This is a genomic window from Pseudomonas sp. NBRC 111123, from assembly GCF_001320205.1.
GTDB lineage: Bacteria > Pseudomonadota > Gammaproteobacteria > Pseudomonadales > Pseudomonadaceae > Aquipseudomonas > Aquipseudomonas putida_J.
Genome location: NZ_BCAZ01000002.1, coordinates 60,488 through 86,834, shown reverse-complemented (window position 1 = coordinate 86,834; position 26,347 = coordinate 60,488). Strand labels below are relative to the sequence as shown.

Genomic DNA, 26,347 nt, shown 5'->3' with positions numbered 1-26,347 from the left:
CGGCCTACAGCCCTTTGCGGAATTGGATGAAGCCCGGGCGCTCGGCAACCTGCTCGTACAGGCTGATGGCGGTGGCGTTGGTTTCGTGGGTCAGCCAGTGCACCTTGATGCAGCCGGCGGCCTTGGCCGTGGCATACACGTGCTCGATCAGCTGGCGGCCAATGCCCAGGCCACGCTGGCTGCTGTCCACGTAGAGGTCCTGCAGGTAGCAGGAGTCCTCGATGCTCCAGTTGGAACGATGGTAGATGAAGTTGACCATGCCCACCGCCTTGCCATCGACCCAGGCCAGGGTCGAATGGGTCGGCTCGTTGGGGGCGAGCAAGCGTTGCCAGGTGCTGAGGCTTACCTCGTCGGCCAGTTCGGTCTGGTAGAAGTGCAGGTAGGCTTGCCACAGGGCGAGCCAGGCGGCGTGGTCTTGGGCGCTGACAGGGCGCAGGGTGACGCTGGGCATGGGCTTTTCCTTCAGAGTTGGCGCATGTGCGCCGCAAGTTGGTTGTCCAGGTAGTCCGGGCTGGCGCCCAGACCATCGCGCACACCGGCGATATCCTGCACCGAGCGATTCTGGCTGAGCTTGCGCGCACCTTGCAGGCGAGCAATGGGCAGGCGGATGCCGACGATGGCGCGGAGCATGCCGTCGAGGTAGTCGGCGGGGGCGTCGGCGACGCTCCAGGGCTCGCTACGGCCCTGTTCGTGGCGGTCGGTCAGGCGGCTGACGATCTGCAGCAGCGGCGCAGCATCGTGAATCACTTCGGCTGTGCCGTAAGCGTGCACGGCAAGGTAGTTCCAGGTCGGCACCACCTTGGGGTTTTCGGCTTTGCTCGGGTAATAGCTGGGGCTGACATAGGCGTCGGCACCCGGGAATACCAGCAGTGCTTCGGCGCCTTGCTCCAGTTCCTGCCATTGGTGGTTAGCCCGTGCCAGGTGTGCGTAGACAGTGCCGAACTCGCCCTCGCGGGTGTCGAGCCATACCGGCAGGTGGGTGGCCAGCAAGCCCTGTTGCCCGTGGCTGATCAGCACGGCCAGGCGGGTGTCGCGCATGTGCTGGTGCAAGCGCTCAAGGTCATGTTCCTGATGGGGTTTGCTGTTGTACATACGCTGGGTCCTTGTCGAATGGCTCCATCCTAGGCAGGCTATTGGCTCTATGTAAGAGCCATTACTGACTGTTTTGATAGGTCCAATGCCATGAGCGAGCGCCCCCTCGTATTGCCTTTCGACCCTGCCGGTATCGTGCTCGATCGGCGTCGCGGGCTTAGTCAGCAGCTGTACCAGGCCTTGCGTGCGCGGGTGTTGGATGGCCGCCTGAGCAGCGGCACCCGGTTGCCCGCCACGCGTGACCTGGCGAAGGTGCTGGCGCTGTCGCGCAACAGCGTGGTGCGTGCCTATGACCAGCTGTATGCCGAGGGCTTCATCGAAAGCCGGGTCGGCGATGGCACCTATGTCAGCCGGCGGGCAAAACTATCCACACAACTGTCCACAGGGTTATCCCGGGGTTTATCAACAGACTTATCCACATTTACTGTTGAAAATACTGAGGATTTATCCAGCAGCGGGTGTTCCACCGGGCCGCTGCGGCGTCTGAAAAGTAACCACCTGCCGCCCCCAAAAAGCGGTGCGCCCAAGGCATTTCGTGTCGGTATTCCGGCATTCGATCTATTCCCGTTTGACGTCTGGGCCAAGCTGCAGGCGGGTTTCTGGCGTAATCCGTCTCCTGCGCAGTTGGGTTATGGCGACCCGGCGGGTGAGCTCGTATTACGCGAGCTCATTGCCGCCTACTTGCGCCGTTCGCGCGGCCTTACCTGCACGGCTGAACAAATTGTGATCACCAGTGGCGCGCAGCAGGCCATCAGCCTTTGTGCACAGTTGCTATTGCAGCCGGGCGATGGCGTGGCTGTGGAAAACCCGGGCTACCGCGCCGCGGGGCATACCTTTGCTGTGGCCGGTGCCAAGGTCACCGGTGTGCCTGTGGACGAGGAGGGCATGGATTGCCAGCGACTGGAGCAGTTGTCGGACTGTCGGCTGGCCTATGTCACCCCGGCGCACCAGTACCCGACCGGCGTGACCATGAGCTTGCCGCGGCGCTTGGCGTTGCTGGCCTGGGCCGAGCGCAACGATAGCTGGATCATCGAGGATGACTACGACGGCGAGTACCGCTACAGCGGTGCTCCCTTGGCCCCGCTGGCAGCGCTCGACCGCCAGGGGCGGGTGTTGTACGTGGGTACCTTCGGCAAGATCGCCTTCCCGGCGTTGCGTCTGGGTTACCTGGTGCTGCCGCCACGGCTGGTGCAGGCGTTCAGCCAGGGCCGCGCGCTGGCGGTACGGCATTCAGAGGTGGGCACCCAGTGCGTCATGGCCGAGTTCATGGCCCAAGGGCACTTCCAGCGGCATATCCGGCGCATGCGCAAGGCAGCGTTGAGCCGTCGCAATGTGCTCAAGGCGGGATGGCCTGTGGATGTGCCGGGGCTTGGTGCGATGCCGGAGGTGGCCGCTGGGCTGCATGTGAAGGTGGATGTGGATAACTTTGCGCGGGAGCAGGAGCTGGTGGCCAGGGCGGAAGCGGTGGGCGTTGAGGTGAATCCGCTGAGCAGTTACTGGCTGGAGGATAGCGAGGTGCCTGTGGATAAGCGGGCAGGGCTGGTGTTGGGGTTTGCGGCGGTGGCGGAAGGGCAAATCGCCGAGGCTCTGCTGAAATTGCGTATGGCTTGGAGGCCTCTTCGCGGGTAAACCCGCTCCCACAGGTACGGCGCGGACCCTGTGGGAGCGGGTTTACCCGCGAGAAGGCGACTCAGGTACCGGACTTGATTCGGGTCCAGGCCCGAGTCCGCGCCCGTTCAGCCTCACGCGACAGGGGCTTGAGGGTATACAGCTTGGCCATCGCCTCCGCCGTCGGGTACAGATTCGGGTTATTGCGAATCGCCGGGCTGACCTTGTCGGTGGCGTCCTTGTTGGGGTTCGGATAGCCGACGAAGTCGCTGATCGGTGCAATCACGTTGGGTTGCAGCAGGTAATTGATGAAGGCGTGGGCATCCTCAGGGTTGGCCGCGTTCTTCGGAATCGCCAGCATGTCGAACCAGATCGGTGCACCTTCCTTGGGCAGGCGCATGTCCACCACCACGCCGTTCTTCGCATCCTTGGCGCGGTTGGCGGCCTGCGAGAAGCTACCGCTGTAGCCCACTGCCACGCAGATGTCGCCATTGGCGATGTCAGCCATGTATTTGGAAGAGTGGAAGTAGGTGATGTAGGGGCGGATTTTCAGCAACAGCGCCTCGGCCTTCTTGTAGTCCTCCGGATTGTCGCTGTTGGGTGGCAAGCCCAGGTACTGCAGCGCCAGTGGCAGGATCTCCGACGGCGAGTCGAGCAGCGCGACGCCGCACTGCTTGAGCTTGGCGATGTTCTCTTCCTTGAAGATCAGGTCCCAGCTGTCGACCGGGGCCTGGTCGCCGAGCACGGCCTTGACCTTGTCTGGGTTGAAACCGATCAGGATGGTGCCATACATGTACGGCACGGCGAACTTGTTGCCCGGGTCGTTGGCTTCGATCAGCTTCATCAGCGCCGGGTCCAGGTGTTGCCAGTTTGGTAGCTTGCTGCGGTCCAGTGGCTGGAACACACCGGCTTCGATCTGCTTGGCAAGGAACACGTTGGACGGCACTACCACATCGTAGCCGGAGTTGCCGGTGAGCAGCTTGGCTTCGAGTGCTTCGTTGGTGTCGAAGATGTCGTAGATCAGCTTGACGCCACTGTCCTTCTGGAAGTCGCTCAAGGTCTGCGGAGTGATGTAATCGAACCAGTTATACACACGCAGGGTGCGCTGCTCGGCTTGAGCGTGCAGGGCACCGGTGAACAGGGTGGCCGCGATGAACGGGGCGAGCAGACGCTTGAGTCGGACCATTACCGGGCTCCTGGCTGGGCGCGCTGGAAGCCTTCCAGCACATTGACCGCGTTTATACCGATTTCTTCCACAGCGTAGCCGCCTTCCATCACGAACAGGGTTGGCTTGCCGAGCTGGGCGATGCGCTGGCCCATTTCCAGGTAATCCGGGCTGTCCAGCTTGAACTGGGAGATCGGGTCGTCCTTGAAGGTGTCCACGCCCAGGGAGATCACCAGCACGTCGGCGTCATACGCGGCAATGCGCTGGCAGGCGTCTTCCAGTGCAGCGCTCCAGGCTGCCCAGTCACTGCCGGCAGGCAGCGGGTAGTTGATGTTGCAGCCAGTGCCTGCGCCTTCACCGGTTTCGTCGGCATAGCCGAGGAAGAACGGGAATTCATCTTGTGGATCGCCGTGGATCGAGGCGAAGAACACATCGCTACGCTGGTAGAAGATGTCCTGAGTGCCGTTGCCGTGGTGGTAGTCGACATCAAGGATGGCCACCTTGGCACGGCCCTGATCGAGGAAGGCCTGGGCAGCAATCGCGGCATTGTTCAGGTAGCAATAGCCGCCCATGACTTCAGCGGCGGCGTGGTGCCCTGGTGGACGGCACAGGGCGAAGGCCGAGTGAGCGCCTTGCTGGATGGCAGCCTGGGCGGTGAGGGCGACTTGCGCAGCGCTATAGGCGGCCTGCCAGGTGCCTGCAGTGATCGGAGCGCCGGCGTCGAAGCTGTAGTAGCCCAGTTCGCCGTGCAGGCCGGTTGGCTTGACCTGGCGCAGGGTACGCGCCGGCCAGGTGAAGGGCAGCAGGTCGCCGTCGTGGCCAAGCGCGGCCCAGCGAGCCCAGGCACCTTGGAAGAAGTCGAGGTAGTCGGCGCTGTGGATGCGTTGCAGCGGCGCACGGCCGAAGTCGGTCGGGCCCTGGACATCGCCGAGGTTGCGCTTTTTTACTTGCTCGAGGACGTGGTCGGCGCGTGAGGGCATTTCGAAGCAAGGCATCAGCTTGCCATCGATCAGCTCGCAGCGGCCATGGTGCAGGCGGTGATCATCGGAATAGATCGTCAGCATTTGTTGTTCTCCGGTGGTACTGGCGTGGGCCCATTTTCACGGGCCGCCAGGTGGCGGAGAACGACGCAAACGGCCAAAAGGGGATCGATGTGGCCAAGCTCGTTGGCCTGCACTGGCCCTTTCGCGGGCAAGCCCGCTCCCACAGGTACTGCACCGCCCTCTAAGCGGCGCAGTTACTGTGGGAGCGGGCTTGCCTGCGAAGGGGCCGGTACAGATCAACCGCGGAAATGGCTGGGCGCCACACCGCTCCAACGCTGGAAGGCATGGCGGAAACTCGCGGTCTCGCTGAACCCCAGGGTCTCGGCAATCAGGTAGATCGGCATCTGCTCATCGGCCAGCAATTGCTTGGCCCGATCGAAGCGCAGTTCATCCAGCAATTGTTGATAACTGCAGCCCAGCGCCTGCAGGTGCCGACGCAAGGTCCGCGACGAGCAGTTCATCTGCCGCGCCAGCCCCTCCAGCCCCGGCGCCGCATCCAGTTGTTGCAGCAGGAGCTCGCGTATACGCCCCAGCCAGGCCTGGCGCCCGGTGAACTCCAGGTTCAGGCGCCGGCAGCGCTCGCTCATGGCCTTGTGGGTAATCGGGTCGGCCAGCGGCAATGGAATATCCAGCCAGCGCCGTTCAAAGGCAAAGGCGTTGTCCTCGGCGTCGAAGGCCAGCGGGCACTGGAAGGCCCCGGTGTACAGGCCGTGGTAGCCGGGCCGCGCGTGCTCGAAGCGGGCGCCGAGCAGCGGCAGCGTGCGACCGAGCAGGTCATCGCAAATCACTTTCAACGACACCAGGCAGAATTCGGCATTGAAGGCGGCGAGGGCAGGGCTGTCGTGGTATTCGCTGGCGCTGAACCAGACGCGTTGGCCATCGTCGACCAGGCGCAGCTTGAAGACTGTTCCCAGCAGTGCCGGATATTGCAGCGCCAGGCGCAGGGCGTCACCCAAAGTGGCACTGGAGAGCAGGGCGTAACCGAGCATGCCGTAGCACGACACATGCATGCGCCTGCCCAGTTCCAGGCCGATCTCCTCGCGCCGGGCTACCGCATTGGCGCATACCTGCAGCTCTTGCTGGGTGGTGATACGTGCGTCGCTATGGCCAAGGTCGGCCGGGCCTATACCGCTGCCGGCGAGCAGCGTCGTTGCCTCGCAGCCTTCTTCCCGGAACAGGTTGAGGATCAGCGAAACCGCGTTGAGGGTGGTCAGGTGGCTGTGCAGCATGCTCGGTCATCCCGTGGGCCTGGGAGGCATTATGGAGCAAGTTGCGTGCCGGGCATGAGAGAAGCACTCAGGCATGACTGGCCCGAAACAATTGTAGGCGCGAATTTATTCGCGATGCGCCGCGCGGGCGGCCCTGGATCTCCCTGGCGCCAAATACCTCACGCCAGGCCAAAAAAAAGGCCCGGAGCGTGCGCTCGGGCCTTTGAAAGGTTGAGAGGTGTCTAGTCCCTCGACCTGGTGAGACGGTTTGCAGCGGCCTGAGTTACGCCTTCAGCGGAACCAGACGTGGGGCGATCATGTTTTCCGGACGCAGGATGTCGTCGAGCATCGCGTCGTCCAGCAGCTTCTCTTCACGCACCAGTTCCAGTACGCCGCGGCCGGTTTCCAGGGCAACGCGGGCGATACGGGTGGCGTTTTCGTAGCCGATGTACGGGTTCAGGGCGGTGACCAGGCCGATCGAGTGCTCGACCAGTTCACGGCAGCGCTGTTCGTTGGCGGTGATGCCGACGATGCAGTGCTCGCGCAGCATGTCCATGGCGCGCTGGAGCAGGCGGATCGAGTCGAAGATCTTGTAGGCGATCAACGGCTCCATCACGTTCAGCTGCAACTGGCCACCTTCGGCGGCGACGGTCAGGGCCAGGTCGTTGCCCATGATGGCGAAGGCCACCTGGTTGACGGCCTCAGGAATTACCGGGTTGACCTTGCCTGGCATGATCGAGCTGCCTGGCTGGCGCGCTGGCAGGTTGATCTCGTTGATGCCGGTGCGCGGGCCGCTGGACAGCAAGCGCAGGTCGTTGCAGATCTTCGACAGCTTGACCGCGGTACGCTTGAGCATGCCGGAGAACAGCACGAAGGCGCCCATGTCGGAGGTGGCTTCGATCAGGTCGGCAGCCGGTACCAGCGGCTGGCCGCTGATGGTGGCCAGGCGTTGTACGGCCAGGGCCTGGTAGCCCGGGTCGGCGTTGATGCCGGTGCCGATGGCGGTACCACCCAGGTTGATTTCGGTCAGCAGTTCCGGAGCCAGCGAGCGCAGGCGCTGCAGGTCTTCGGTCATGGTGGTGGCGAAGGCGCGGAATTCCTGGCCCAGGGTCATCGGCACGGCATCCTGCAGCTGGGTACGGCCCATCTTCAGTACGTGGTCGAATTCCTTGCCCTTGGCAGCGAAGGCCTGAATCAGGCTGTCGAGGCTGGCCAGCAGCGCGTCATGGCCCAGCAGCAGGCCCAGGCGGATGGCGGTCGGGTAGGCATCGTTGGTCGACTGCGCCATGTTCACGTCGTTGTTCGGGTGCAGGTACTGGTACTCACCCTTCTGGTGGCCCATGGCCTCCAGCGCGACGTTGGCGATGACTTCGTTCGCGTTCATGTTGGTGGAAGTACCGGCACCACCTTGGATCATGTCCACCACGAACTGGTCGTGGTATTCGCCTTTGATCAGGCGGGCGCAGGCTGCACTGATGGCAGCGTGCTTGGCATCGCTCAGGTGACCCAGCTCACGGTTGGCGTCGGCAGCAGCCTGCTTGACCATGGCCAGGGCCACGACCAGCTTCGGGTAGTGCGACAGCGGAACACCGGAGAGATGGAAGTTGTTGGCAGCGCGCAGGGTCTGGATGCCGTAGTAGGCATCGGCAGGGACTTCAAGGGTACCAAGCAGATCTTTTTCGACGCGGAACGATGCAGCGGAGGACATGATGGATATCATCTCGATTTTGACCCGGCACATGCCGGAATGGCGCCAATCCTAGGCCTGAAGGGGATTTTGCGGCCAATGCTGTTGCACGCTAACCTATGCACAAACGGCATAGTGTTTCATGTGACGCCAATTGACATTCGAGCGTGTTCCATTTTGGTGCACGCCGGGAGATCTGCTTCATGAACCTCGAAAGCAAGTGGCTGGAGGACTTCAGTGCCTTGGCCTCCACCCGCAGTTTTTCCCAGGCGGCAGAGCGGCGTTTCGTTACGCAACCCGCCTTCAGCCGGCGCATACGCAGCCTGGAGGCGGCGCTTGGGCTGACCTTGGTGAATCGTTCCCGCACGCCTATAGAACTGACCGAAGCAGGTCAGCTGTTTCTCGTCACCGCGCGTACCGTTGTCGACCAGTTGAGCGAAGTTCTGCGTCACTTGCACCACCTTGAAGGCGGTCAGGGGGAGGTGATTCAAGTGGCTGCCGCGCACTCCCTGGCATCGGGCTTTTTCCCACGCTGGGTGGCCCAGTTACGCAACGATGGTCTGAACATCGCCACCCGCCTGGTTGCGACTAACGTCGGGGATGCGGTGCATGCCCTGCGTGAAGGAGGCTGCGACCTGATGCTGGCTTTCTACGACCCCGATGCGGCGCTGCAGATGGACGCCGAAATCTTCCCGTCTCTGCACATGGGTACCACCGAGATGCTGCCGGTGTGTGCGGTGGGTGCCGACGGCAAGCCCATGTTCGACCTGGAAGGCGATGCCAGCGTGCCATTGCTTGCCTACAGTGCCGGTGCGTTTTTGGGGCGTTCTGTGAACCTGCTGCTGCGCCAGCGCAACCTGCGCTACACCACCGTTTATGAAACGGCCATGGCTGACAGCCTCAAGAGCATGGCGCTTGAGGGTATGGGGATAGCCTGGGTGCCGCGCCTGTCGATGCGCGGTGAACTGGAGCGCGGTGAACTGGTGGTCTGCGGGGGCAGCCAATGGCATGTGCCGCTGGAAATCCGCCTTTACCGCTGTGCACTGGTGCGCAAGGCCAACGTGCGCTTGCTGTGGCGCAAGCTGGAGTCGGCAGGCGGCCCGGGCGAGGCATCAGTTTGAGTTGTTCTTGAGGTAGTCGGCAATGGCCGCTCGGTTTTGCTCGCTGTAGCGGTAGCAGTTTGAGCGCAGCACGATGCGCGCGGGAAACATGTAGGTTTCGCAGAACCAGCCGTTGAAGTCGGTCCTGGCATTTTCGTGGGTGGCAGAAAGCATATGGCCGATTTCATGGCCGGGTACCGCATAGGTGGTCATCGAAGCTATTGCGGTGGTACCGCTGGGGTGGGCAAGGCCCGCCACGAAAGTCAGGCCACTTCGATCATAACTGTCCATAGTGAGCAGCAGGTCCTTGTTCATGAAAGAAAAGGGCCGAGCAGAGCGCTGGACATCAATTTCCTGGGTGAAAGCGTCAAGTACCTGTGTGGCTGTCATCGCACCATAATCAATGTCTGTGAGCCCTGGAATGGCACGTTGAAAGATCACTTCGATCGGGTGCTGCGTGAAGGAGCGCATTTCGTCCAGCCAATGCTGGAAGAAGTCATCATGCAGCTGCTGATCGCTGATGCCTGCCAGTTCATCATGTGGATAGACCGTGATCACCAGCGTTCTGGCAGCCCAGGCTGACGGTAGGAAAAGGCTGTAAACGAGGCTGATGGCGAGCGCGATGTAGCGGGCATTGAGCATCTTTGCGTCCTTCGATGACGACCGGGTCGAAAGGGGGCGAATTGTCCGGAGCAGTCTCACCGTCGGTCAGGAGGAAAAGTTGTCCCGCGAGACAGCTTGCCCTTTGATCCGACATGTGCTTGTGGGGGTGGGCGGCCCGCCCAGAAATACGCTACAATCCCGCGCCTTCGGCCGACCCGGTCGATTCAGAATCCGTATGACGAGCCACGCCGGTCCACCTGCGTGGCTTGTTGCTTTTAGCGCGCCAGAAGGCGCTTGCAGGAGAGGCTCGACGATGAGTGCACTGGTTGGCGTGATCATGGGCTCCAAGTCCGATTGGTCCACCCTTAGCCACACCGCCGATATGCTGGAAAAACTCGGCATTCCCTACGAAGTGAAGGTGGTTTCCGCCCACCGCACCCCGGACTTGCTGTTCCAGTACGCCGAAGAGGCCGAAGGGCGTGGTATCGAGGTGATCATTGCGGGTGCCGGTGGCGCTGCCCACCTGCCAGGCATGTGTGCCGCCAAGACCCACCTGCCGGTGCTGGGCGTACCCGTCCAGTCGTCGATGCTGTCGGGCGTCGACTCGCTGCTGTCGATCGTGCAGATGCCTGCCGGTGTGCCGGTTGCCACCCTGGCGATCGGCCGTGCCGGCGCCGTCAACGCCGCACTGCTGTCGGCGAGCATCCTGGGCGCCAAGTACCCGCAGTATCACGCGGCACTCAAGCAGTTCCGCACCGAGCAGACCGACACCGTGCTGGACAATCCAGACCCGCGCCAGGCTTGAGGCTGAACCCATGAAGATCGGTGTAATCGGTGGCGGCCAATTGGGCCGCATGCTGGCCCTGGCGGGTACCCCGCTGGGCATGAACTTCGCCTTCCTCGACCCTGCGCCGGACGCCTGTGCCGCCCCGCTGGGCGAGCACCTGCGTGCCGACTACGGCGACCAGGACCACTTGCGCCAGCTGGCCGACGAAGTCGACCTGGTGACCTTCGAATTCGAAAGCGTCCCGGCCGAGACCGTGGCTTTCCTGTCGCAATTCGTCCCGGTCTACCCGAGCGCCGAAGCCCTGCGCATTGCCCGCGACCGCCTGTTCGAGAAGAGCATGTTCCGCGACCTGGGTATTCCGACCCCAGCGTTCGCCGACATCCTTTCGCAGGCAGACCTGGATGCGGCGGTCGCCAGCATCGGCCTGCCGGCCGTGCTCAAGACCCGCACCCTGGGCTACGACGGCAAGGGCCAGAAGGTTCTGCGTACGCCTGAAGATGTGGTCGGCACCTTCGCCGAACTGGGCAGCGTACCCTGCCTGCTGGAAGGCTTCGTACCGTTCACCGGCGAAGTATCGCTGGTGGCTGTGCGTGCCCGCGATGGCGAAACTCGCTTCTACCCGCTGGTGCACAACACCCACGAGAGCGGCATCCTGCGTCTGTCGGTGGCCAGCGAGGCGCACCCCCTGCAGGGCCTGGCCGAAGACTACGTCGGGCGCGTGCTCAAGCAGCTGGACTATGTCGGCGTGATGGCTTTCGAGTTCTTCGAAGTCGACGGTGGCCTGAAGGCCAACGAAATCGCCCCGCGTGTGCACAACTCCGGGCACTGGACCATCGAAGGCGCCGAGTGCAGCCAGTTCGAAAACCACCTGCGTGCCATTGCCGGCCTGCCGCTGGGCTCGACCGCCAAGGTCGGTGAAAGCGCCATGCTCAACTTCATTGGCGAAGTACCGGCGGTGGACAAGGTATTGGCCATCGACGACTGCCACCTGCACCACTACGGCAAGGCCTTCAAGGTCGGGCGCAAGGTCGGCCACGCCACCCTGCGCTGCCCGGACATGGCCACCCTCAAGGCCAGGATCGCTGAAGTAGAGGCGTTGATCAGCAACTGATCGAAGCGCTCGATCGAACTTCTGCCAGCGGCTTGCCCTCTGAAATGGCAACAAGCCAAAGCGCTGTCTAGGCTTTGGCTTGCTCCATCTTCATTTCAGAGGGACTGCCATGGGCATCATTGGAACCATCTTCATCGGCCTCATCGTCGGCCTGCTGGCCCGCTTCCTCAAGCCGGGCGACGACAGCATGGGCTGGATCATGACCATTCTGCTGGGTATCGCCGGTTCGCTGCTCGCCACTTACGGCGGCCAGGCACTGGGGATCTACCAGGCGGGCCAGGCCGCAGGATTCATAGGTGCGCTGATAGGTGCGATCATCCTTCTGGTGATCTACGGATTGATCAGGAAACGCTGATTTCTGGTTAGAATGCCCGGCAATTCATCCCGAGTTGCCGAGCATTTCCATGCGTGCCTTTTTCCTCGTTCCCTTGCTCCTGGCCAGTGCCCTGGCCCATGCCGAATTGCCCGAAACCGACTGGCTGGAGCTGATGCCCAAGTCGGACCAGAAGGCGCTTGAAGAAATGCCCGAAATCGACCACAACTCGCCGGAAGCCAATGGCACCTTCACTGCCAAGGGGGGGCTCAAGCAGAGCAAGGGCCTGCCCGCAGTGATGTATTCGACCAAGACCGTGGCAGCCATGAACGGCAAGGACATCCGCCTCGGCGGCTACCCGGTGCCGCTGGAGAGCGATGCCAAGGGCAACAGCACCTTGTTCTTCCTCGTGCCTTACCCTGGCGCCTGTATCCACGTGCCGCCGCCACCGCCCAACCAACTGGTGCTGGTGCGTTATCCGAAGGGGTTGAAGATCGATGACATCTACACACCGCTTTGGGTCAGCGGCAAGCTGAAGGTGGAGAAGGTCAGCAATGACCTGGCCGATGCGGCCTATGCGCTGGATGCGGGGAAGGTGAGGGTGGTGGAAGACGCCGACCTCTGATCTCCCGTGCTGGCCTCTTCGCGGGTAAACCCGCTCCCACAGGTACAGCGCAAGCCTCGGGCCTGTGATGATCCTGTGGGAGCGGGTTTACCCGCGAAAGGGCCAGACTTGCTAAAGCAGGATTCAGATCACTACGCTACCGATCTTCACCTGCAGAGATCGGCTGCCCCCGGGCTTGAGCTCCACCACATCATCCCAGACATTCGCCGTCTCGATGCACAGCATCCGCTGCCAGCCGTCATCGGCCATGTCTGCCAGCTCCTTGGCCCGCTCGGTCCACGGGTTCCAGATCACCGCCGAGCGCGAGCCGCTGCAGCTCAAGGTAATCCGCCGGTCCCAGTGTGGATCGACGATGCTCAGCTTCTGCGGCGTATCCAGGTAAATCCGGTCGGTTTCCCCGGCAAACGCCAATGCGCCTTCCTGCTGGCGCTGTTCCCAGTCGGCCAGGGTCTCGATGTACTGCAGCCCCTCGACCCCTTCGACGCGCGCCTGGCGCACGTCACTGACGGCGAAATAGCTGTGCAGCGCCTGGCTGATGGTAACGGGGCTGTTGCCCATGTTGCGGCTGGTCAGGCTCAGTTCGAGCTCATCGCCCAGCACCACCAACAACTTCAGTTCAACCGCATGCGGCCAATCCGGCAGGGCGCCTTGCGCCTCGGGCAGGCCGAATTCGATACGCAGCGAACTGCCCGTCTCTTCGATGCCCAGCAACTGCCAGTCACGCGTGCGCGCCAGGCCATGGGCGGGCGCCTGCTCGCCATGGAACATCGCTTGTACCGATGAGGGATTGCGCTGCAGGTTGCCAAACCACGGCCAGCACACCGGCACACCGGCACGCACCGATTTGCCTTGGCGGAAGATGGCCTGGTCGCTCAGCCACAGCAGCGGTGGCTCGCCAACACGCTGGTAGCTGAGGATCTGCGCGCCCTGCTGGGCGATCAGTAGTTCGGCGCGGTCGCTGCTGATGCGCCAGCAGTTGAGTTCGCCGTGTTGCTCGGATTCGACCTTGAAGGTAGCCATTGCGCTCGTCTCATTGATTGCCTGTGGGCCCTTGGACCCGATGACGTGCAATGAGTTTACCGCTCGCCAGGCTCAGCGACGAGGCACAGAGCGGGTTCGGCCACTGCCGTCGATGGCAACGAACACGAACGTCGCTTCGGTTACCTTGCGCCATTCGCTGGACAGCGGGTCGTCGCTCCACACTTCGACCATCATGCGGATCGAGCTGCGGCCGATTTCCAGGGTCTGGGTGTAGAACGACAGTTGCGCGCCCACGGCCACCGGCACCAGGAACGCCATGCGGTCGATGGACACCGTGGCCACCCGGCCACCGGCGACGCGGCTGGCCATGGCGGTGCCGGCCAGGTCCATCTGTGCGACCAGCCAGCCGCCGAAGATGTCGCCAAAGCCGTTGGTTTCGCGCGGCAGCGCGGTGATCTGCAAGGCCAGATCGCCTTGCGGGATAGGATCTTCTTGTTCGAGCTCAATCATGCGATGGGGCCTCTGACCCGTGACGCTTTCGTTGGTGTGGCGCAAGGCCGGGAAAACGATTCAGCCGACAACATACTACGCCGATTCCGTTTCGCTGGGCGGCCATAGGGAAACTCTGCGAAACCGTCTGACATCAAGACCGGCGTTTTCGCACAATTTCCCACGGTTAAAGCAACCTTTTCCTACGAACGGCCAGTATATATAGCCAATTGCCCAGCGACGACTGCGTATTAATGAATATCTGTATAGATTTTGTATCGCTTTCAGCGTAGCTCGGCAATTTGCTATCTTCGCTCCTCGCCCTAATCCAGAAGCCGCGTGCCAAGCGGCCTGCATGCCCTCTAAGAGAACGACGAGCGATGACCTCCGTGCCGAGCAGTATCGAGCAGCCCTCGCGGCCACTCACCCGCAGTGACTACAAGACCCTTTCACTGTCCGCCCTGGGCGGAGCCCTGGAGTTCTACGACTTCATCATTTTCGTGTTCTTCGCCACGGTGGTCGGCAAGCTGTTCTTCCCCGCCGACATGCCTGAATGGCTACGCCTGATGCAAACCTTTGGCATCTTCGCCGCCGGTTACCTGGCGCGGCCGCTGGGTGGCATCGTCATGGCCCACTTCGGCGACCTGCTGGGGCGCAAGAAGATGTTCACCCTTAGCATTTTCATGATGGCCCTGCCGACCCTGATCATGGGGCTGCTGCCGACGTATGCACAGGTCGGCCTGTTGGCGCCGATCCTGTTGCTGTTGATGCGGGTGATCCAGGGCGCGGCCATCGGCGGTGAAGTGCCGGGTGCCTGGGTGTTCGTCTCCGAGCACGTTCCAGCGCGCAACACGGGTTACGCCTGTGGCACGCTGACCGCCGGCCTTACGGCGGGCATCCTGCTCGGCTCGCTGGTGGCGACGCTGATCAACACCCTCTACAGCGCCGAAGAAGTGGCTGATTACGCCTGGCGTATTCCGTTCCTGCTCGGCGGTGTGTTCGGCCTGTTCTCGGTGTACCTGCGCCGCTGGCTGCACGAAACCCCGGTGTTCGCCGAGATGCAGCAGCGAAAGGCCCTGGCAGAAGAATTGCCGCTGCGCGCGGTGCTGCGTGACCATCGCGGCCCGATCATCCTGTCGATGCTGCTGACCTGGATGTTGTCGGCCGGCATCGTGGTGGTGATCCTGATGACCCCGGCACTGCTGCAGACCCTCTACCACGTCAGCCCCACCGACTCGCTCAAGGCCAACAGCCTGGCGATCGTGCTGCTCAGCATCGGCTGCATCGGCGCCGGCAGCCTGGCCGACCGCTTCGGTGCGGGGCGGGTGTTCGTGATCGGGAGCCTGCTGCTGCTGGCCAGCTCCTGGACCTTCTATCACAGCCTGCCGACCCACCCTGAGCTGTTGTTCCCGCTGTATGCGATGACCGGCCTCTGCGTGGGTGTGATCGGTGCGGTGCCGTATGTGATGGTCAAGGCATTCCCGGCCGTGGTGCGCTTCAGCGGACTGTCGTTCTCCTACAACGTTGCCTACGCCATCTTCGGCGGCCTCACGCCGATGGTGGTGACGGCGCTGCTCAAGGTCAGCCCGATGGCACCGGCCTACTATTTGGCAGGGCTGTGTGCCGTCGGTCTGTGCGTTGGCCTGTACCTGCTCGCCAACAAACGCTGATCTGCAACAAGGCTACCCGGCCTCTTTGCGGCTAAAGCCGCTCCTACAGGTACTGCGAAAGCCTTGAGGCTGTGCCAGATCTGTGGGAGCGGCTTTAGCCGCGAAGAGGCCGGACCTGTTTTTGGTGATGGCCTTTCATCCATTTGTCACAATTGAGTCATATCGTATTCATGCGGCCTGCAGATACTTGGCCCCGTTCCATCTAACACCCCCATATTCCTGCTAGGAGCAAGGCATGAAACTGAAGCGTTTGATGGCGGCCCTCACGTTTGCCGCCGCTGGCGTTGCGACCGCCAACGCGGTAGCCGCTGTCGACCCTGCGATCCCGACCTACACCAAGACCACCGGTGTTTCGGGCAACCTCTCCAGCGTCGGTTCCGACACCCTCGCGAACCTGATGACTCTGTGGGCCGAGGCCTACAAGAAGGAATATCCGAACGTAAACATCCAGATCCAGGCGGCCGGCTCCTCGACCGCGCCACCCGCGCTGACCGAAGGCACCGCCAACCTTGGCCCGATGAGCCGGAAGATGAAGGACGTCGAGCTGCAGGCCTTTGAGCAGAAGTACGGCTACAAGCCGACCGCCATCCCGGTCGCCGTAGACGCCCTGGCCGTGTTCGTGCACAAGGACAACCCGATCAAAGGCCTGACCATGGCCCAGGTCGACGCCATCTTCTCGTCCACCCGCCTGTGCGGTGCCAAGGCCGACGTCAAGACCTGGGGCGACCTGGGCGTGACCGGCGACCTGGCCAACAAGCCGGTGCAGCTGTTCGGCCGCAACTCGGTATCGGGCACCTACGGCTACTTCAAGGAAGAAGCCCTGTGCAAAGGCGACTTCAAGCCTAGCGTCAACGAACAACCGGGCTCGGCTTCGGTCGTGCAGTCGATCAGCTCCTCGCTGAACGGCATCGGCTACTCGGGCATCGGCTACAAGACCGCCAGCGTCAAGACCGTGGCCCTGGCCAAGAAAGAAGGCGGCGAATTCGTTGAAGACAACGAAACCAACGCCCTGAACGGCACCTACCCGCTGTCGCGCTTCCTGTACGTCTACGTCAACAAGGCGCCGAACAAGCCTCTGGCCCCGCTGGAAGCCGAGTTCGTCAAGCTGGTACTGTCGCAAGCTGGCCAGCAGGTAGTGGTGAAGGATGGCTACATCCCGCTGCCGGCCAAGGTGGTCGACAAGACCCTGGCTGACCTGGGCCTGTCCCACGCGGGTAACGTTGCAAAGAAGTAATTAACTGAGGATGAGGCCGGCGCTGATGCCCGGCCTCTTCCACGCCTTTCAAGTCCGGTGCCAGGGTTCCTGAGCGGCGGGCTTTTTTGCGTCAACTCACTGTCATGTTTTTGTCATACGGGACCGCTAGGGTGTGCGCATGAATGATCTGGCCAATTCCACAATGACCCCGAATTCCCCTCCCGTGCGGATTGACTTCAATACGCCCGAGTTGCAACGCAAGCGCCGGATGCGCGCCCTCAAGGATCGCCTGACCCGCTGGTATGTACTGGTGGGCGGGCTTGCCGTATTGGCAGCTATCACGCTGATCTTCTTCTACCTGGCCTATGTGGTGCTGCCACTGTTCCAGGGCGCCGAGCTGACCAGCAAGAAGGCGCTGGAGCCGACCTGGCTGCAACAGGATGCCGGCAAGCCACTGATGATCGCCCTTGAAGAGCAGAATCTGGTTGGCATGCGCGTTTCGGACAAGGGTCAGGCGCTGTTCTTCGACACCAAGAGCGGTAACGAACTCAAGCGGGTCGACCTGCCAGTGCCGGCTGGCACCCAGGTCAGTTCGATCAGCACCGACCAGCCGGGCAACCCGTTGGTCGTACTCGGTTTGTCCAATGGTCAGGCGCTGGTGTTCCACCACACCTACAAGATCACCTACCCGGACAACAAGAAGACCATCACCCCCGGCATCGACTACCCCTACGGTGAACAGCCGTTCGTGCTCGATGACCAAGGCCGCGCGCTGGAGCACGTGAGCGTCAACGTCAATGGCGACAGCTTGATGCTCGCCGGCTCTACCGGCGCGCACTTGCAGGTGCTCGAGCTGACCCGTACTGAAAACATGATGACCGAAGAGGTCACCACCGAGCAGAACCGCATCGAACTGCCGCAGATGACCGAGGTGGTGAAGGGCATCTTCATCGACCCGCGGCAGCAATGGCTGTACGTGATCAACGGCCGCGCCACCGCCGACGTGTTCAGCCTGCGTGACAAGAGCCTCAATGGCCGCTACAAGCTTTCCGAAAGTGCCGATACTGAAATCACGGCCGCAACCCAGTTGGTGGGTGGCATCTCGCTGATCATCGGTGACTCCAAGGGCGGCCTGGCCCAGTGGTTCATGGCCCGCGACCCGGATGGCGAGCAGCGCTTCAAACAGATCCGTACCTTCCAGATGGGCAAGGCCGCAATCGCCCAGATCGATGCAGAAGAGCGCCGCAAGGGCTTCATTGCCTTGGACACCGAAGGCAAGCTCGGCGTGTTCCACAGCACCGCACACCGCACCCTGCTGGTTGAGCCGGCGGCCGAAGGCGCGGGCATGCTGGCCCTGTCGCCTCGAGCCAACCGCATCATCATCGAAGAAGGCGGCAAGCTGTTGCCGTTGAGCCTGCGCAACCCGCACCCGGAAGTCTCCTTCAGCGCGTTGTGGGGCAAAGTCTGGTACGAAAACTACGACGAGCCCAAGTACGTCTGGCAGTCGACCGCATCGAATACCGACTTCGAACCCAAGCTGAGCCTCTCGCCGCTGACCTTCGGTACCCTCAAGGCCGCGTTCTACGCGATGATCCTGGCGGCCCCGCTGGCCATTGCCGCCGCTATCTACACCGCCTACTTCATGGCCCCGGGCATGCGGCGCAAGGTCAAGCCGGTGATCGAGCTGATGGAAGCGATGCCGACGGTGATCCTCGGCTTCTTCGCCGGCCTGTTCCTCGCGCCGTATCTGGAAGGCCACCTGCCTGGCGTGTTCAGCCTGTTCCTGATCATGCCGCTCGGCATCCTGCTGGCGGGCTTCAGCTGGAGCCGCCTGCCTGAGTCGATCCGCCTGCGTATTCCAGATGGCTGGGAAGCGGCAATCCTGATTCCGGTGATTCTCGCCATCGGCTGGTTCGCCCTGGCTGTCAGCCCGTTCCTCGAGAGCTGGTTCTTCGGCGGCGACATGCGCCTGTGGATCACGGACACCCTGGGTATCCGCTACGACCAGCGCAACGCCATGGTGGTCGGTATCGCCATGGGCTTCGCGGTCATCCCGAACATCTACTCGATCGCCGAAGACGCCGTGTTCAGCGTGCCGCGCAGCCTGACGCTGGGCTCCCTGGCCCTGGGGGCGACGCCATGGCAGACCCTGACCCGCGTGGTCATCCTTACCGCCAGCCCGGGCATCTTCTCGGCGCTGATGATCGGCATGGGCCGTGCGGTGGGCGAGACCATGATCGTGCTGATGGCCACCGGCAACACTCCGGTGATGGAGATGAACCTGTTCGAAGGCATGCGCACCCTGGCCGCCAACGTGGCGGTGGAGATGCCTGAATCGGAAGTCGGCGGCAGCCACTACCGAGTGCTGTTCCTCGCCGCCCTCGTGCTGCTGATGTTCACCTTCGTCATGAACACCTTGGCCGAGCTGATTCGCCAGCGTCTGCGCAAGAAATACTCGTCGCTTTGATAGAAAGGTAGAGATCCGTGAAAAAGGATTCCCTCAAAGGCTGGTTCAAGAGCGGCGCTCCAGGCGTCTGGATCAGCGGTGGCGCGGTGGCCATGGCGGTAATCATGACCGTTGGCCTGCTGGCGGTGATCGCCGTGCGCGGCCTGGGCCACTTCTGGCCGGCCGACCTGATCCAGGCCACCTACAAGGTGCCGGGGCAAGCCGACCACGTCGTCATCGGCGAAGTGGTGCAGAAGGAAGAAGTACCGCGTGCCCGCCTCAAGGGCGCTGGCCTGCCGGTGCCGGAGGACGGCCCGGAGTTCATGACCCGCGAGCTGGTCAAGGTGGGTAACCGCGACCTTAACGGCAGCGACTTCACTTGGGTGGTCGGCGACTGGCTGGTCGACGAGCAACGCCCGGCCGACCTGATTGCCCTGGAGCGCCGAGAGTGGGGCAACTTCTATGGCTACCTGGTCAGCGTCAAGGAAGAAGGCCGCGTGGTGGCCCAAGGCCCGGCGGCCTGGAACGAATTGCAGGCGCGATTGAAGCGTGCCAACCAGCTCAACAGCGAACTGCAAACCCTCGAAAAGAAGGACATCGGTGCCATCAACCATGGCCTTGAGCGCCTGCGCCTGCACGGTCGCAAGCTGGAACTGGACGGCAAGCTGGACGCCGCTGCCCAGGCCGACATGGACGCCGAACGCGCTGAGCTGAACAGCCGCTACAAGGCCATCGAGGAGCGCCTGTTGGGCCTGCACCAGGCCTTCGCCCGCGACAGCCTGGTAGCGCGTGACGGCAATGGCCGTGAAGTGGAAATCAACCTGAGCAAGGTGGTGCACGCCATCCAGCCGAACGGCATGTCCGGCCTGAGCAAGATGGGCACCTACTTCGCCAAGGTCTGGGAGTTCCTCAGCGACGACCCGCGTGAAGCCAACACCGAGGGTGGGATCTTCCCGGCCATCTTCGGTACCGTGATGATGACCCTGATCATGGCCGTGATCGTCACGCCGTTCGGCGTGCTGGCTGCGGTCTACCTGCGTGAGTACGCCAGGCAAGGCCCGGTGACCCGCCTGATCCGTATTGCGGTGAACAACCTGGCCGGCGTACCGGCGATCGTTTACGGCGTATTCGGCCTGGGCTTCTTCGTCTATGTGCTAGGTGGCTCGATCGACCGCCTGTTCTTCCCCGAAGCGCTGCCGGCACCGACCCTGGGTACCCCGGGGTTGCTGTGGGCTTCGCTGACCTTGGCGCTGCTGGCCGTGCCGGTGGTGATCGTGGCCACCGAGGAAGGCCTGGCGCGCATTCCGCGTACGGTGCGCGAAGGCTCCCTGGCCCTGGGGGCGACCAAGGCCGAAACCCTGTGGAAGATCGTCCTGCCGATGGCCAGCCCGGCCATGATGACCGGCATGATTCTCGCCGTGGCCCGCGCCGCCGGTGAAGTGGCGCCGCTGATGCTGGTAGGTGTGGTGAAGCTGGCGCCCTCGCTGCCGCTGGACGGCAACTACCCGTACCTGCACCTGGACCAGAAGATCATGCACCTGGGCTTCCACATCTACGACGTCGGTTTCCAGAGCCCGAACGTCGAGGCCGCGCGGCCGCTGGTGTACGCCACCGCGCTGCTGCTGGTGCTGGTGATCGCCACCCTCAACCTGTCGGCGGTGTGGATCCGTAACCACCTGCGCGAGAAGTACAAGGCGCTCGACAGCTGAGCCTGATCTGCAAGCGTGCCGCCTGCCTGCCGGGCGGCCCTTTGAAACGAATTGATAGCGTATGGAGTTGACCATGCAGCATGAATCCCATACCCACGGCATCGACATGTCTGCCCTGGGTCGCGACAAGCAGAGCCTGCGCCTGGCCGAGGAAACCGTGGCCATCGAAGTGCCGGGCCTGAGCCTGTTCTACGGCGACAAACAAGCCCTGTTCGACGTGCAGATGAACATCCCCAAGCAGCGCGTGACCGCCTTCATCGGCCCGTCCGGCTGCGGCAAGTCGACCTTGCTGCGCACTTTCAACCGCATGAACGACCTGGTCGACGGCTGCCGTGTGGAGGGCGCCATCAACCTGTATGGCAACAATATCTACCGCAAGGGCGAAGACGTGGCCGAGCTGCGTCGCCGGGTGGGCATGGTGTTCCAGAAGCCCAACCCTTTCCCCAAGACCATCTACGAGAACGTGGTCTATGGCCTGCGCATCCAGGGCATCAACAAGAAGCGCGTGCTCGATGAAGCCGTGGAGTGGGCGCTGAGGGGCGCGGCCCTGTGGGACGAGGTCAAGGACCGCCTGCATGAGTCTGCCCTGGGCCTGTCAGGCGGCCAGCAGCAGCGTCTGGTGATTGCCCGTACCATCGCGGTCGAGCCTGAAGTGCTGCTGCTGGACGAACCCTGCTCGGCACTGGACCCGATCTCGACGCTGAAGGTCGAAGAGCTGATCTACGAACTGAAATCCAAGTACACCATCGTTATCGTGACCCACAACATGCAACAGGCGGCCCGTGTTTCGGACTACACCGCGTTCATGTACATGGGCAAACTGGTCGAATTCGGGGATACCGACACCCTGTTCACCAACCCGGCTAAGAAGCAGACCGAAGACTACATCACCGGTCGTTACGGCTAAGCGCTGCGCGTGATGAGCACCTGGCCCCTGTAGGAGCGGGTTTACCCGCGAAGCAGACGCCTAGGTGCCTGGCACCGGCTTCGCCGGTGCTCGCGGGTAATCCCGCCCCTACACGGACGCGCTACCAAAGGACAAAACGATGATCAACAAAGAAAGCCTGACGCACCATATTTCACAGCAGTTCAACGCCGAGCTGGAAGAGGTGCGCAGCCACCTGCTGGCCATGGGCGGCCTGGTTGAAAAGCAGGTGAACGATGCCGTTACCGCGCTGATCGAGGCCGACTCGGGCCTGGCCCAGCAGGTGCGGGAAGTCGATGAGCAGATCAACCAGATGGAGCGCAACATCGACGAGGAATGCCTGCGCATCCTCGCCCGCCGCCAGCCTGCGGCCTCCGACCTGCGCCTGATCATCAGCATCTCCAAGTCGGTGATCGACCTCGAGCGTATTGGCGACGAATCGACCAAGATCGCCCGCCGCGCCATCCAGTTGTGCGAGGAGGGCGAGTCGCCGCGTGGCTACGTCGAAGTGCGGCACATCGGTGATCAGGTGCGCAACATGGTGCGCGATGCCCTTGATGCCTTCGCACGCTTCGACGCCGACCTTGCGCTGGCGGTGGCTCAGTACGACAAGACCATCGACCGTGAGTACAAGACGGCGCTGCGCGAACTGGTCACTTACATGATGGAAGACCCGCGTTCGATCTCGCGTGTGCTCAGCGTAATCTGGGTGCTGCGTTCGCTGGAGCGGATCGGCGACCACGCGCGCAACATCTCGGAGCTGGTGATCTACCTGGTGCGCGGTACCGATGTCCGTCACATGGGCCTCAAGCGCATGAAGGCCGAAGTCGAAGGCACCGCGGGTGACGCGGCCGAAAACGCTAATGTTCCGGCGAAACCTGACGATAAATAAGATTGCTCGCGAGCATCGACGCCCGGCCTGTGCCGGGCGTTTTCGTTGGTGGCAGAGCAATCAGCAGGCACCCGCGAACGATGCGAAGAAGTCCCGGCGTGACCCTAGAGTTGGCAAGTGGCCACCATTGCGCGGTAGGCTAGTCGGGTTCAAGAGGAGTTTCGATGAGTAAAGTCAATGTGCTGGTCGTGGACGACGCGCCGTTCATTCGTGACCTGGTAAGGAAGTGCCTGCGCAATGCCTTCCCGGGCATGGTCATCGAAGACGCGGTCAACGGTCGCAAGGCCATGGCCATGCTGGGCAAGGAGCGGTTCGACCTGGTGCTGTGCGACTGGGAGATGCCGGAGATGTCCGGCTTGGAATTGCTGACCTGGTGCCGTCAGCAGCCCGAGATGAAGGACATGCAGTTCATCATGGTGACCAGCCGTGGTGACAAGGAGAATGTGATCCAGGCCATCCAGGCCGGCGTCTCCGACTTCGTCGGCAAGCCCTTCACCAACGAACAACTGCTGACCAAGGTCAAGAAAGCCCTGACCAAGATCGGCAAGCTGGAAAGCCTGGTAGCCGGTGCACCGGCACGGGTGAATTCGGCATTCGCCAACGACTCGCTGAGTGCGTTGACCGGCGGCAAACCTGAAACGGCCAAGGTCTCGGCGCCTGCTGCTGCACCGTCCAAGCCATTGATCAATGCACCCAAGCCGCAGACTGCGGCGGTTGCGGCCCAGGCCGGGCGTGGGCAGGGCCAGTTGCGCCTGTCCAGTGGTACCCAGCCCTGCGTGATCAAGGCGTTGAGCCTCAAGGAAGCGTTGCTGGTGGTGCGTCGCAGCGCAGCGCTGCCACAGGTGCTTGAGGGCGCTGTGCTCGACCTGGAGCAGGGTGAGAACGCCGAAGTGGCACGCCTGAACGGCTACCTGCACGCCATCGCCGCGCTGGAGCCCAAGCCCGAAAGTGACTGGCTGCAGCTGACCTTCAAGTTCGTCGACCAGGATGCGCAGAAGCTCGACTACCTGTCGCGCCTGATTGCGCGTGGTACCCAGCAGAAGCACTTCACCCCCGGCGCCTGATGAGCCCACCGTTCTGTTGTAGGAGCGGCCTTGTGTCGCGAAAGGGCCGCAGAGCGGCCCCAGGATATCGGTGTTAAAGCACGAATCGAGGGGCTGCTGCGCAGCCCTTTCGCGACACAAGGCCGCTCCTACAGGTCGTTCCGACCAACTGCAATACTGCCCGCCAATCCCGCTGCTAGTCTTCGACAGACCATAACTGTCAAATAGCCACCATCATGCCCGCCGCCGCCCGCTTGCTGCTTTTGTGTGCCTTGCTTTCGGCCTCGGCGTCGAGCATGGGCATGACTATCTACAAGACCGTCGACAACACCGGCGTGGTCTCGTACTCCGATCGCTACAGCCCGGGGGCAAAAACCTTCGAACTCAGTGAGCCGATCCTCGATCGCGTCGATGGCAAGGTGCGCCTGCAGGCCGAAACCTTCCCTGGCGGTGTGCGCTTCATGGTGCGTAACGACTTGTACGTGCCGATGCAGGTTGAACTGCGCATCGACAAGCTGAGCAATGCCTTCGGTGGCAATCAGCCGCGCAATATCCGTACCGTGGTAGGCCCGCGTTCGAGCAAGGTGCTGAGCTCCGTGCTGGCTGCGCCCGGCGGCAAGTTGCTATACGCCACCAGCTTCCAGTACGCCATGGGCGACCCCGGCCAGCACTCATTGGCCTATCGCTATCCGTTTCCCTGGAAGGGCGGGCCATTTCGCCTGACCCAAGGACCCAACGGCCGCTTCAGCCACTTCGGCCCCAGGAGCCGCTATGCGATGGACATCGCCATGCCAGAGGGCACGCCGATCATTGCTGCGCGGGGCGGGATGGTGGTGAAGGTCGAGAATGGCCAGAGTGGTCGGGGCACCAACCCAGGGGGCAATTTCGTGCGGATCCTGCACCCTGACGGCACCATGGGTGTGTACCTGCACCTGATGCGTGGTTCGGTGGTGGTGCGCGAAGGGCAGCAGGTGGTGGTCGGGCAGGCCCTGGCCAAGTCGGGTAATACGGGTAACAGCACCGGGCCCCACCTGCATTTTGTGGTGCAGCGCAATGTGGGGCTGGCGCTGGAGTCGATACCGTTCCAGTTCGACCGGCCGCTTGGCGGGTTGCCGGACTTCACCGCCGGCAACCCATAGGGTCAGTCGAGCTTGAGCACCTTGGCCAGAACGATCTTCGGCCCTTTCATCTTCTTGATGATGATGCGCAGGCCCTCGACTTCCAGCACTTCCTCTTCCTCAGGCACGCGCTTGAGGGTCTCGTAGACCAGGCCGGCGAGGGTTTCTGCCTCGATGTGGTCGAGGTCGACACCGAGCAGGCGCTCGACCTTGAACAGCGGAGTATCCCCCCGCACCAGCAGCTTGCCCGGCTGGTAGGCGAGAATGCCGCGTTCGGTCTTGCGGTGTTCGTCCTGGATGTCACCCACCAGCACTTCGAGCACGTCTTCCATGGTCAGGTAGCCGATGACCTTGCCGTCGGCTTCCTCCACCAGCACGAAGTGTGCGCCGCCCTTGCGGAACTGCTCCAGCAGCTGAGACAGCGGCATGTGCCGCGATACGCGCTCCAGCGGGCGGGCAAGGTCGTCCAGGTCGATGGTCTCGGGCAGGTGTTCGAGCTCGGCCAGCTCCAGCAGCAAGTCCTTGATGTGCAGCAGGCCGGTGAATTCCTCGCGCTCGGCGTCATACACCGGATAGCGGCTGAACTTGTGCCGGCGTACCAGCGCCAGGATCTCCTTGAGCGGCGCATGGGCGTCGATGCTGACCATGTCCTCACGTGAGTTGGCCCAGTCCACCACCTCCAGCTCGCCCATTTCCACGGCCGAGGCGAGCACGCGCATGCCCTGGTCGCTCGGGTCCTGGCCACGGCTGGAGTGCAGGATCAGCTTGAGCTCTTCGCGGCTGTAGTGGTGCTCATGGTGCGGGCCGGGCTCACCCTGGCCGGCAATGCGCAAGATGGTGTTGGCGCTGGCGTTGAGCAGGTAGATGGCCGGGTACATGGTCCAGTAGAACAGGTACAGCGGCACTGCGGTCCACAGCGACAGCAGCTCGGGCTTGCGGATTGCCCACGACTTGGGCGCCAGTTCGCCGACCACGATGTGCAGGTACGAAATGACGAAGAAGGCGACAAAGAAGGACACCGCCTTGACCAGTTCGGCGCTTTCCACGCCCAGGTAGGCCAGCAGCGGTTCGAGCAGGTGGGCGAAGGCCGGTTCACCGACCCAGCCCAGGCCCAGCGAGGCGAGGGTGATGCCCAGCTGGCATGCCGAGAGGTAGGCGTCGAGCTGGTTGTGCACTTTACGCAGGATGCTGCCACGCCAGCCATGCAGTTCGGCGATGGACTCTACGCGGGTGGCACGCAGCTTGACCATGGCGAACTCGGCGGCAACGAAGAAGCCGTTGAGCAGCACCAGCAGGAAGGCAAAGATGATCATGCCGAAATCGGCGAATAACGAGGTGAGGCTGATACCAGGGGAAGGGTCCATGATGGAGTTTTTACGGGGTCCGTCTTTGAGAGAGAGAAAAAAAGTGCCAGCTCTTGCTGGCACAGGGGATCCAATGTAGCGGCTGGGGCCATAAAAGCAAAGGGTGCTGCTGCTTTGGGGCCGCTTTGCGGCCCTTTCGCGACACAAGGCCGCTCCTACAGGAACACGCGATC

The 26,347-nt window shown here is 62.6% G+C and carries 24 protein-coding genes; 14 read left to right on the top strand and 10 right to left on the bottom strand.

Annotated elements, in window-relative coordinates:
• Positions 1–4: 4 nt before the first annotated feature.
• Positions 5–451, bottom strand: coding sequence for a GNAT family N-acetyltransferase (locus tag APH27_RS01615; RefSeq protein WP_060483815.1), 447 nt, complete (start codon positions 449–451; stop codon positions 5–7).
• Positions 452–462: 11 nt separating this feature from the next.
• The gene (locus APH27_RS01610; protein ID WP_027917072.1) at positions 463–1,092 is read right to left on the bottom strand and encodes an FMN-binding negative transcriptional regulator; all 630 of its coding nucleotides are present in this window, start codon (positions 1,090–1,092) and stop codon (positions 463–465) included.
• 90 nt (positions 1,093–1,182) lie between these two features.
• Here APH27_RS01610 and APH27_RS01605 point away from each other — a divergent pair, with 90 nt between their 5' ends.
• Positions 1,183–2,721, top strand: coding sequence for a PLP-dependent aminotransferase family protein (locus APH27_RS01605; RefSeq protein WP_060483814.1), 1,539 nt, complete (start codon positions 1,183–1,185; stop codon positions 2,719–2,721).
• Between the two features lie 61 nt (positions 2,722–2,782).
• On the opposite strand, the gene APH27_RS01600 is transcribed toward APH27_RS01605, so the two are convergent.
• From APH27_RS01600 to aspA, 4 genes are all read right to left on the bottom strand, one after another.
• On the bottom strand, positions 2,783–3,886 hold the full coding sequence (locus APH27_RS01600) for a polyamine ABC transporter substrate-binding protein (RefSeq protein ID WP_027917070.1): 1,104 nt from the start codon (positions 3,884–3,886) through the stop codon (positions 2,783–2,785).
• Positions 3,886–4,929, bottom strand: coding sequence for a histone deacetylase family protein (locus APH27_RS01595; RefSeq protein WP_027917069.1), 1,044 nt, complete (start codon positions 4,927–4,929; stop codon positions 3,886–3,888). Before APH27_RS01595 ends, APH27_RS01600 begins: the two co-directional genes overlap by 1 nt.
• A 215-nt stretch (positions 4,930–5,144) precedes the next feature.
• Positions 5,145–6,137 (bottom strand): AraC family transcriptional regulator, encoded by a 993-nt coding sequence (locus tag APH27_RS01590; protein ID WP_060483813.1) that lies wholly within the window; start codon positions 6,135–6,137, stop codon positions 5,145–5,147.
• A gap of 262 nt (positions 6,138–6,399) precedes the next feature.
• Positions 6,400–7,824 carry an aspartate ammonia-lyase gene (gene aspA / locus APH27_RS01585; protein WP_060483879.1) on the bottom strand — a complete coding sequence of 475 codons (1,425 nt, stop codon included), beginning with the start codon at positions 7,822–7,824 and terminating at the stop codon, positions 6,400–6,402.
• 182 nt (positions 7,825–8,006) lie between these two features.
• Here aspA and APH27_RS01580 point away from each other — a divergent pair, with 182 nt between their 5' ends.
• The gene (locus APH27_RS01580) at positions 8,007–8,924 is read left to right on the top strand and encodes a LysR substrate-binding domain-containing protein (protein ID WP_027917066.1); all 918 of its coding nucleotides are present in this window, start codon (positions 8,007–8,009) and stop codon (positions 8,922–8,924) included.
• Here the strand turns inward: APH27_RS01580 and APH27_RS01575 are convergent.
• Positions 8,916–9,545 carry a hypothetical protein gene (locus APH27_RS01575; protein WP_027917065.1) on the bottom strand — a complete coding sequence of 210 codons (630 nt, stop codon included), beginning with the start codon at positions 9,543–9,545 and terminating at the stop codon, positions 8,916–8,918. The two genes, APH27_RS01580 and APH27_RS01575, sit on opposite strands and share 9 nt — an antisense overlap.
• A 274-nt stretch (positions 9,546–9,819) precedes the next feature.
• Here APH27_RS01575 and purE point away from each other — a divergent pair, with 274 nt between their 5' ends.
• From purE to APH27_RS01555, 4 genes are all read left to right on the top strand, one after another.
• On the top strand, positions 9,820–10,311 hold the full coding sequence (gene purE, locus APH27_RS01570; RefSeq protein ID WP_003253304.1) for a 5-(carboxyamino)imidazole ribonucleotide mutase: 492 nt from the start codon (positions 9,820–9,822) through the stop codon (positions 10,309–10,311).
• Between the two features lie 10 nt (positions 10,312–10,321).
• Entirely contained in the window at positions 10,322–11,404 is a 1,083-nt protein-coding gene (locus tag APH27_RS01565) for a 5-(carboxyamino)imidazole ribonucleotide synthase (protein ID WP_027917064.1), read from the top strand.
• A 109-nt stretch (positions 11,405–11,513) separates the two neighbouring features.
• Positions 11,514–11,759 carry a GlsB/YeaQ/YmgE family stress response membrane protein gene (locus APH27_RS01560; protein WP_027917063.1) on the top strand — a complete coding sequence of 82 codons (246 nt, stop codon included), beginning with the start codon at positions 11,514–11,516 and terminating at the stop codon, positions 11,757–11,759.
• Positions 11,760–11,808: 49 nt separating this feature from the next.
• Positions 11,809–12,342: a DUF3299 domain-containing protein gene (locus tag APH27_RS01555; RefSeq protein WP_027917062.1), complete on the top strand. Its 534-nt coding sequence runs from the start codon at positions 11,809–11,811 to the stop codon at positions 12,340–12,342.
• Between the two features lie 123 nt (positions 12,343–12,465).
• On the opposite strand, the gene APH27_RS01550 is transcribed toward APH27_RS01555, so the two are convergent.
• Positions 12,466–13,362 carry a D-hexose-6-phosphate mutarotase gene (locus APH27_RS01550; protein WP_060483812.1) on the bottom strand — a complete coding sequence of 299 codons (897 nt, stop codon included), beginning with the start codon at positions 13,360–13,362 and terminating at the stop codon, positions 12,466–12,468.
• Between the two features lie 72 nt (positions 13,363–13,434).
• Positions 13,435–13,833, bottom strand: a complete 399-nt coding sequence (locus APH27_RS01545) for an acyl-CoA thioesterase (RefSeq protein ID WP_027917060.1) — start codon at positions 13,831–13,833, stop codon at positions 13,435–13,437.
• Positions 13,834–14,192: 359 nt separating this feature from the next.
• On the opposite strand from APH27_RS01545, the gene APH27_RS01540 reads away from it, so the two are divergent.
• The 8 genes from APH27_RS01540 to APH27_RS01505 all read left to right on the top strand — a co-directional run bounded on the left by APH27_RS01540 (position 14,193) and on the right by APH27_RS01505 (position 24,831).
• A complete protein-coding gene (locus APH27_RS01540; protein WP_060483811.1) occupies positions 14,193–15,482 on the top strand; it encodes an MFS transporter in 1,290 nt (429 codons plus the stop codon).
• Between the two features lie 235 nt (positions 15,483–15,717).
• Positions 15,718–16,716 carry a phosphate ABC transporter substrate-binding protein PstS gene (locus APH27_RS01535; RefSeq protein WP_027917054.1) on the top strand — a complete coding sequence of 333 codons (999 nt, stop codon included), beginning with the start codon at positions 15,718–15,720 and terminating at the stop codon, positions 16,714–16,716.
• Positions 16,717–16,855: 139 nt separating this feature from the next.
• Positions 16,856–19,144 (top strand): ABC transporter permease subunit, encoded by a 2,289-nt coding sequence (locus APH27_RS01530; RefSeq protein WP_060483810.1) that lies wholly within the window; start codon positions 16,856–16,858, stop codon positions 19,142–19,144.
• Positions 19,145–19,161: 17 nt separating this feature from the next.
• Entirely contained in the window at positions 19,162–20,832 is a 1,671-nt protein-coding gene (gene pstA / locus APH27_RS01525; protein ID WP_060483809.1) for a phosphate ABC transporter permease PstA, read from the top strand.
• Between the two features lie 73 nt (positions 20,833–20,905).
• Positions 20,906–21,739, top strand: a complete 834-nt coding sequence (gene pstB / locus APH27_RS01520) for a phosphate ABC transporter ATP-binding protein PstB (protein WP_027917051.1) — start codon at positions 20,906–20,908, stop codon at positions 21,737–21,739.
• A gap of 139 nt (positions 21,740–21,878) precedes the next feature.
• A complete protein-coding gene (gene phoU / locus APH27_RS01515) occupies positions 21,879–22,649 on the top strand; it encodes a phosphate signaling complex protein PhoU (RefSeq protein WP_027917050.1) in 771 nt (256 codons plus the stop codon).
• A 164-nt stretch (positions 22,650–22,813) separates the two neighbouring features.
• Positions 22,814–23,713: a response regulator gene (locus tag APH27_RS01510; RefSeq protein ID WP_027917049.1), complete on the top strand. Its 900-nt coding sequence runs from the start codon at positions 22,814–22,816 to the stop codon at positions 23,711–23,713.
• A gap of 215 nt (positions 23,714–23,928) precedes the next feature.
• On the top strand, positions 23,929–24,831 hold the full coding sequence (locus tag APH27_RS01505; RefSeq protein WP_060483808.1) for a peptidoglycan DD-metalloendopeptidase family protein: 903 nt from the start codon (positions 23,929–23,931) through the stop codon (positions 24,829–24,831).
• Positions 24,832–24,833: 2 nt separating this feature from the next.
• On the opposite strand, the gene APH27_RS01500 is transcribed toward APH27_RS01505, so the two are convergent.
• Complete coding sequence (locus APH27_RS01500; RefSeq protein ID WP_027917047.1) at positions 24,834–26,174, bottom strand: hemolysin family protein; 1,341 nt, start codon at positions 26,172–26,174, stop codon at positions 24,834–24,836.
• Between the last annotated feature and the right edge of the window lie 173 nt (positions 26,175–26,347).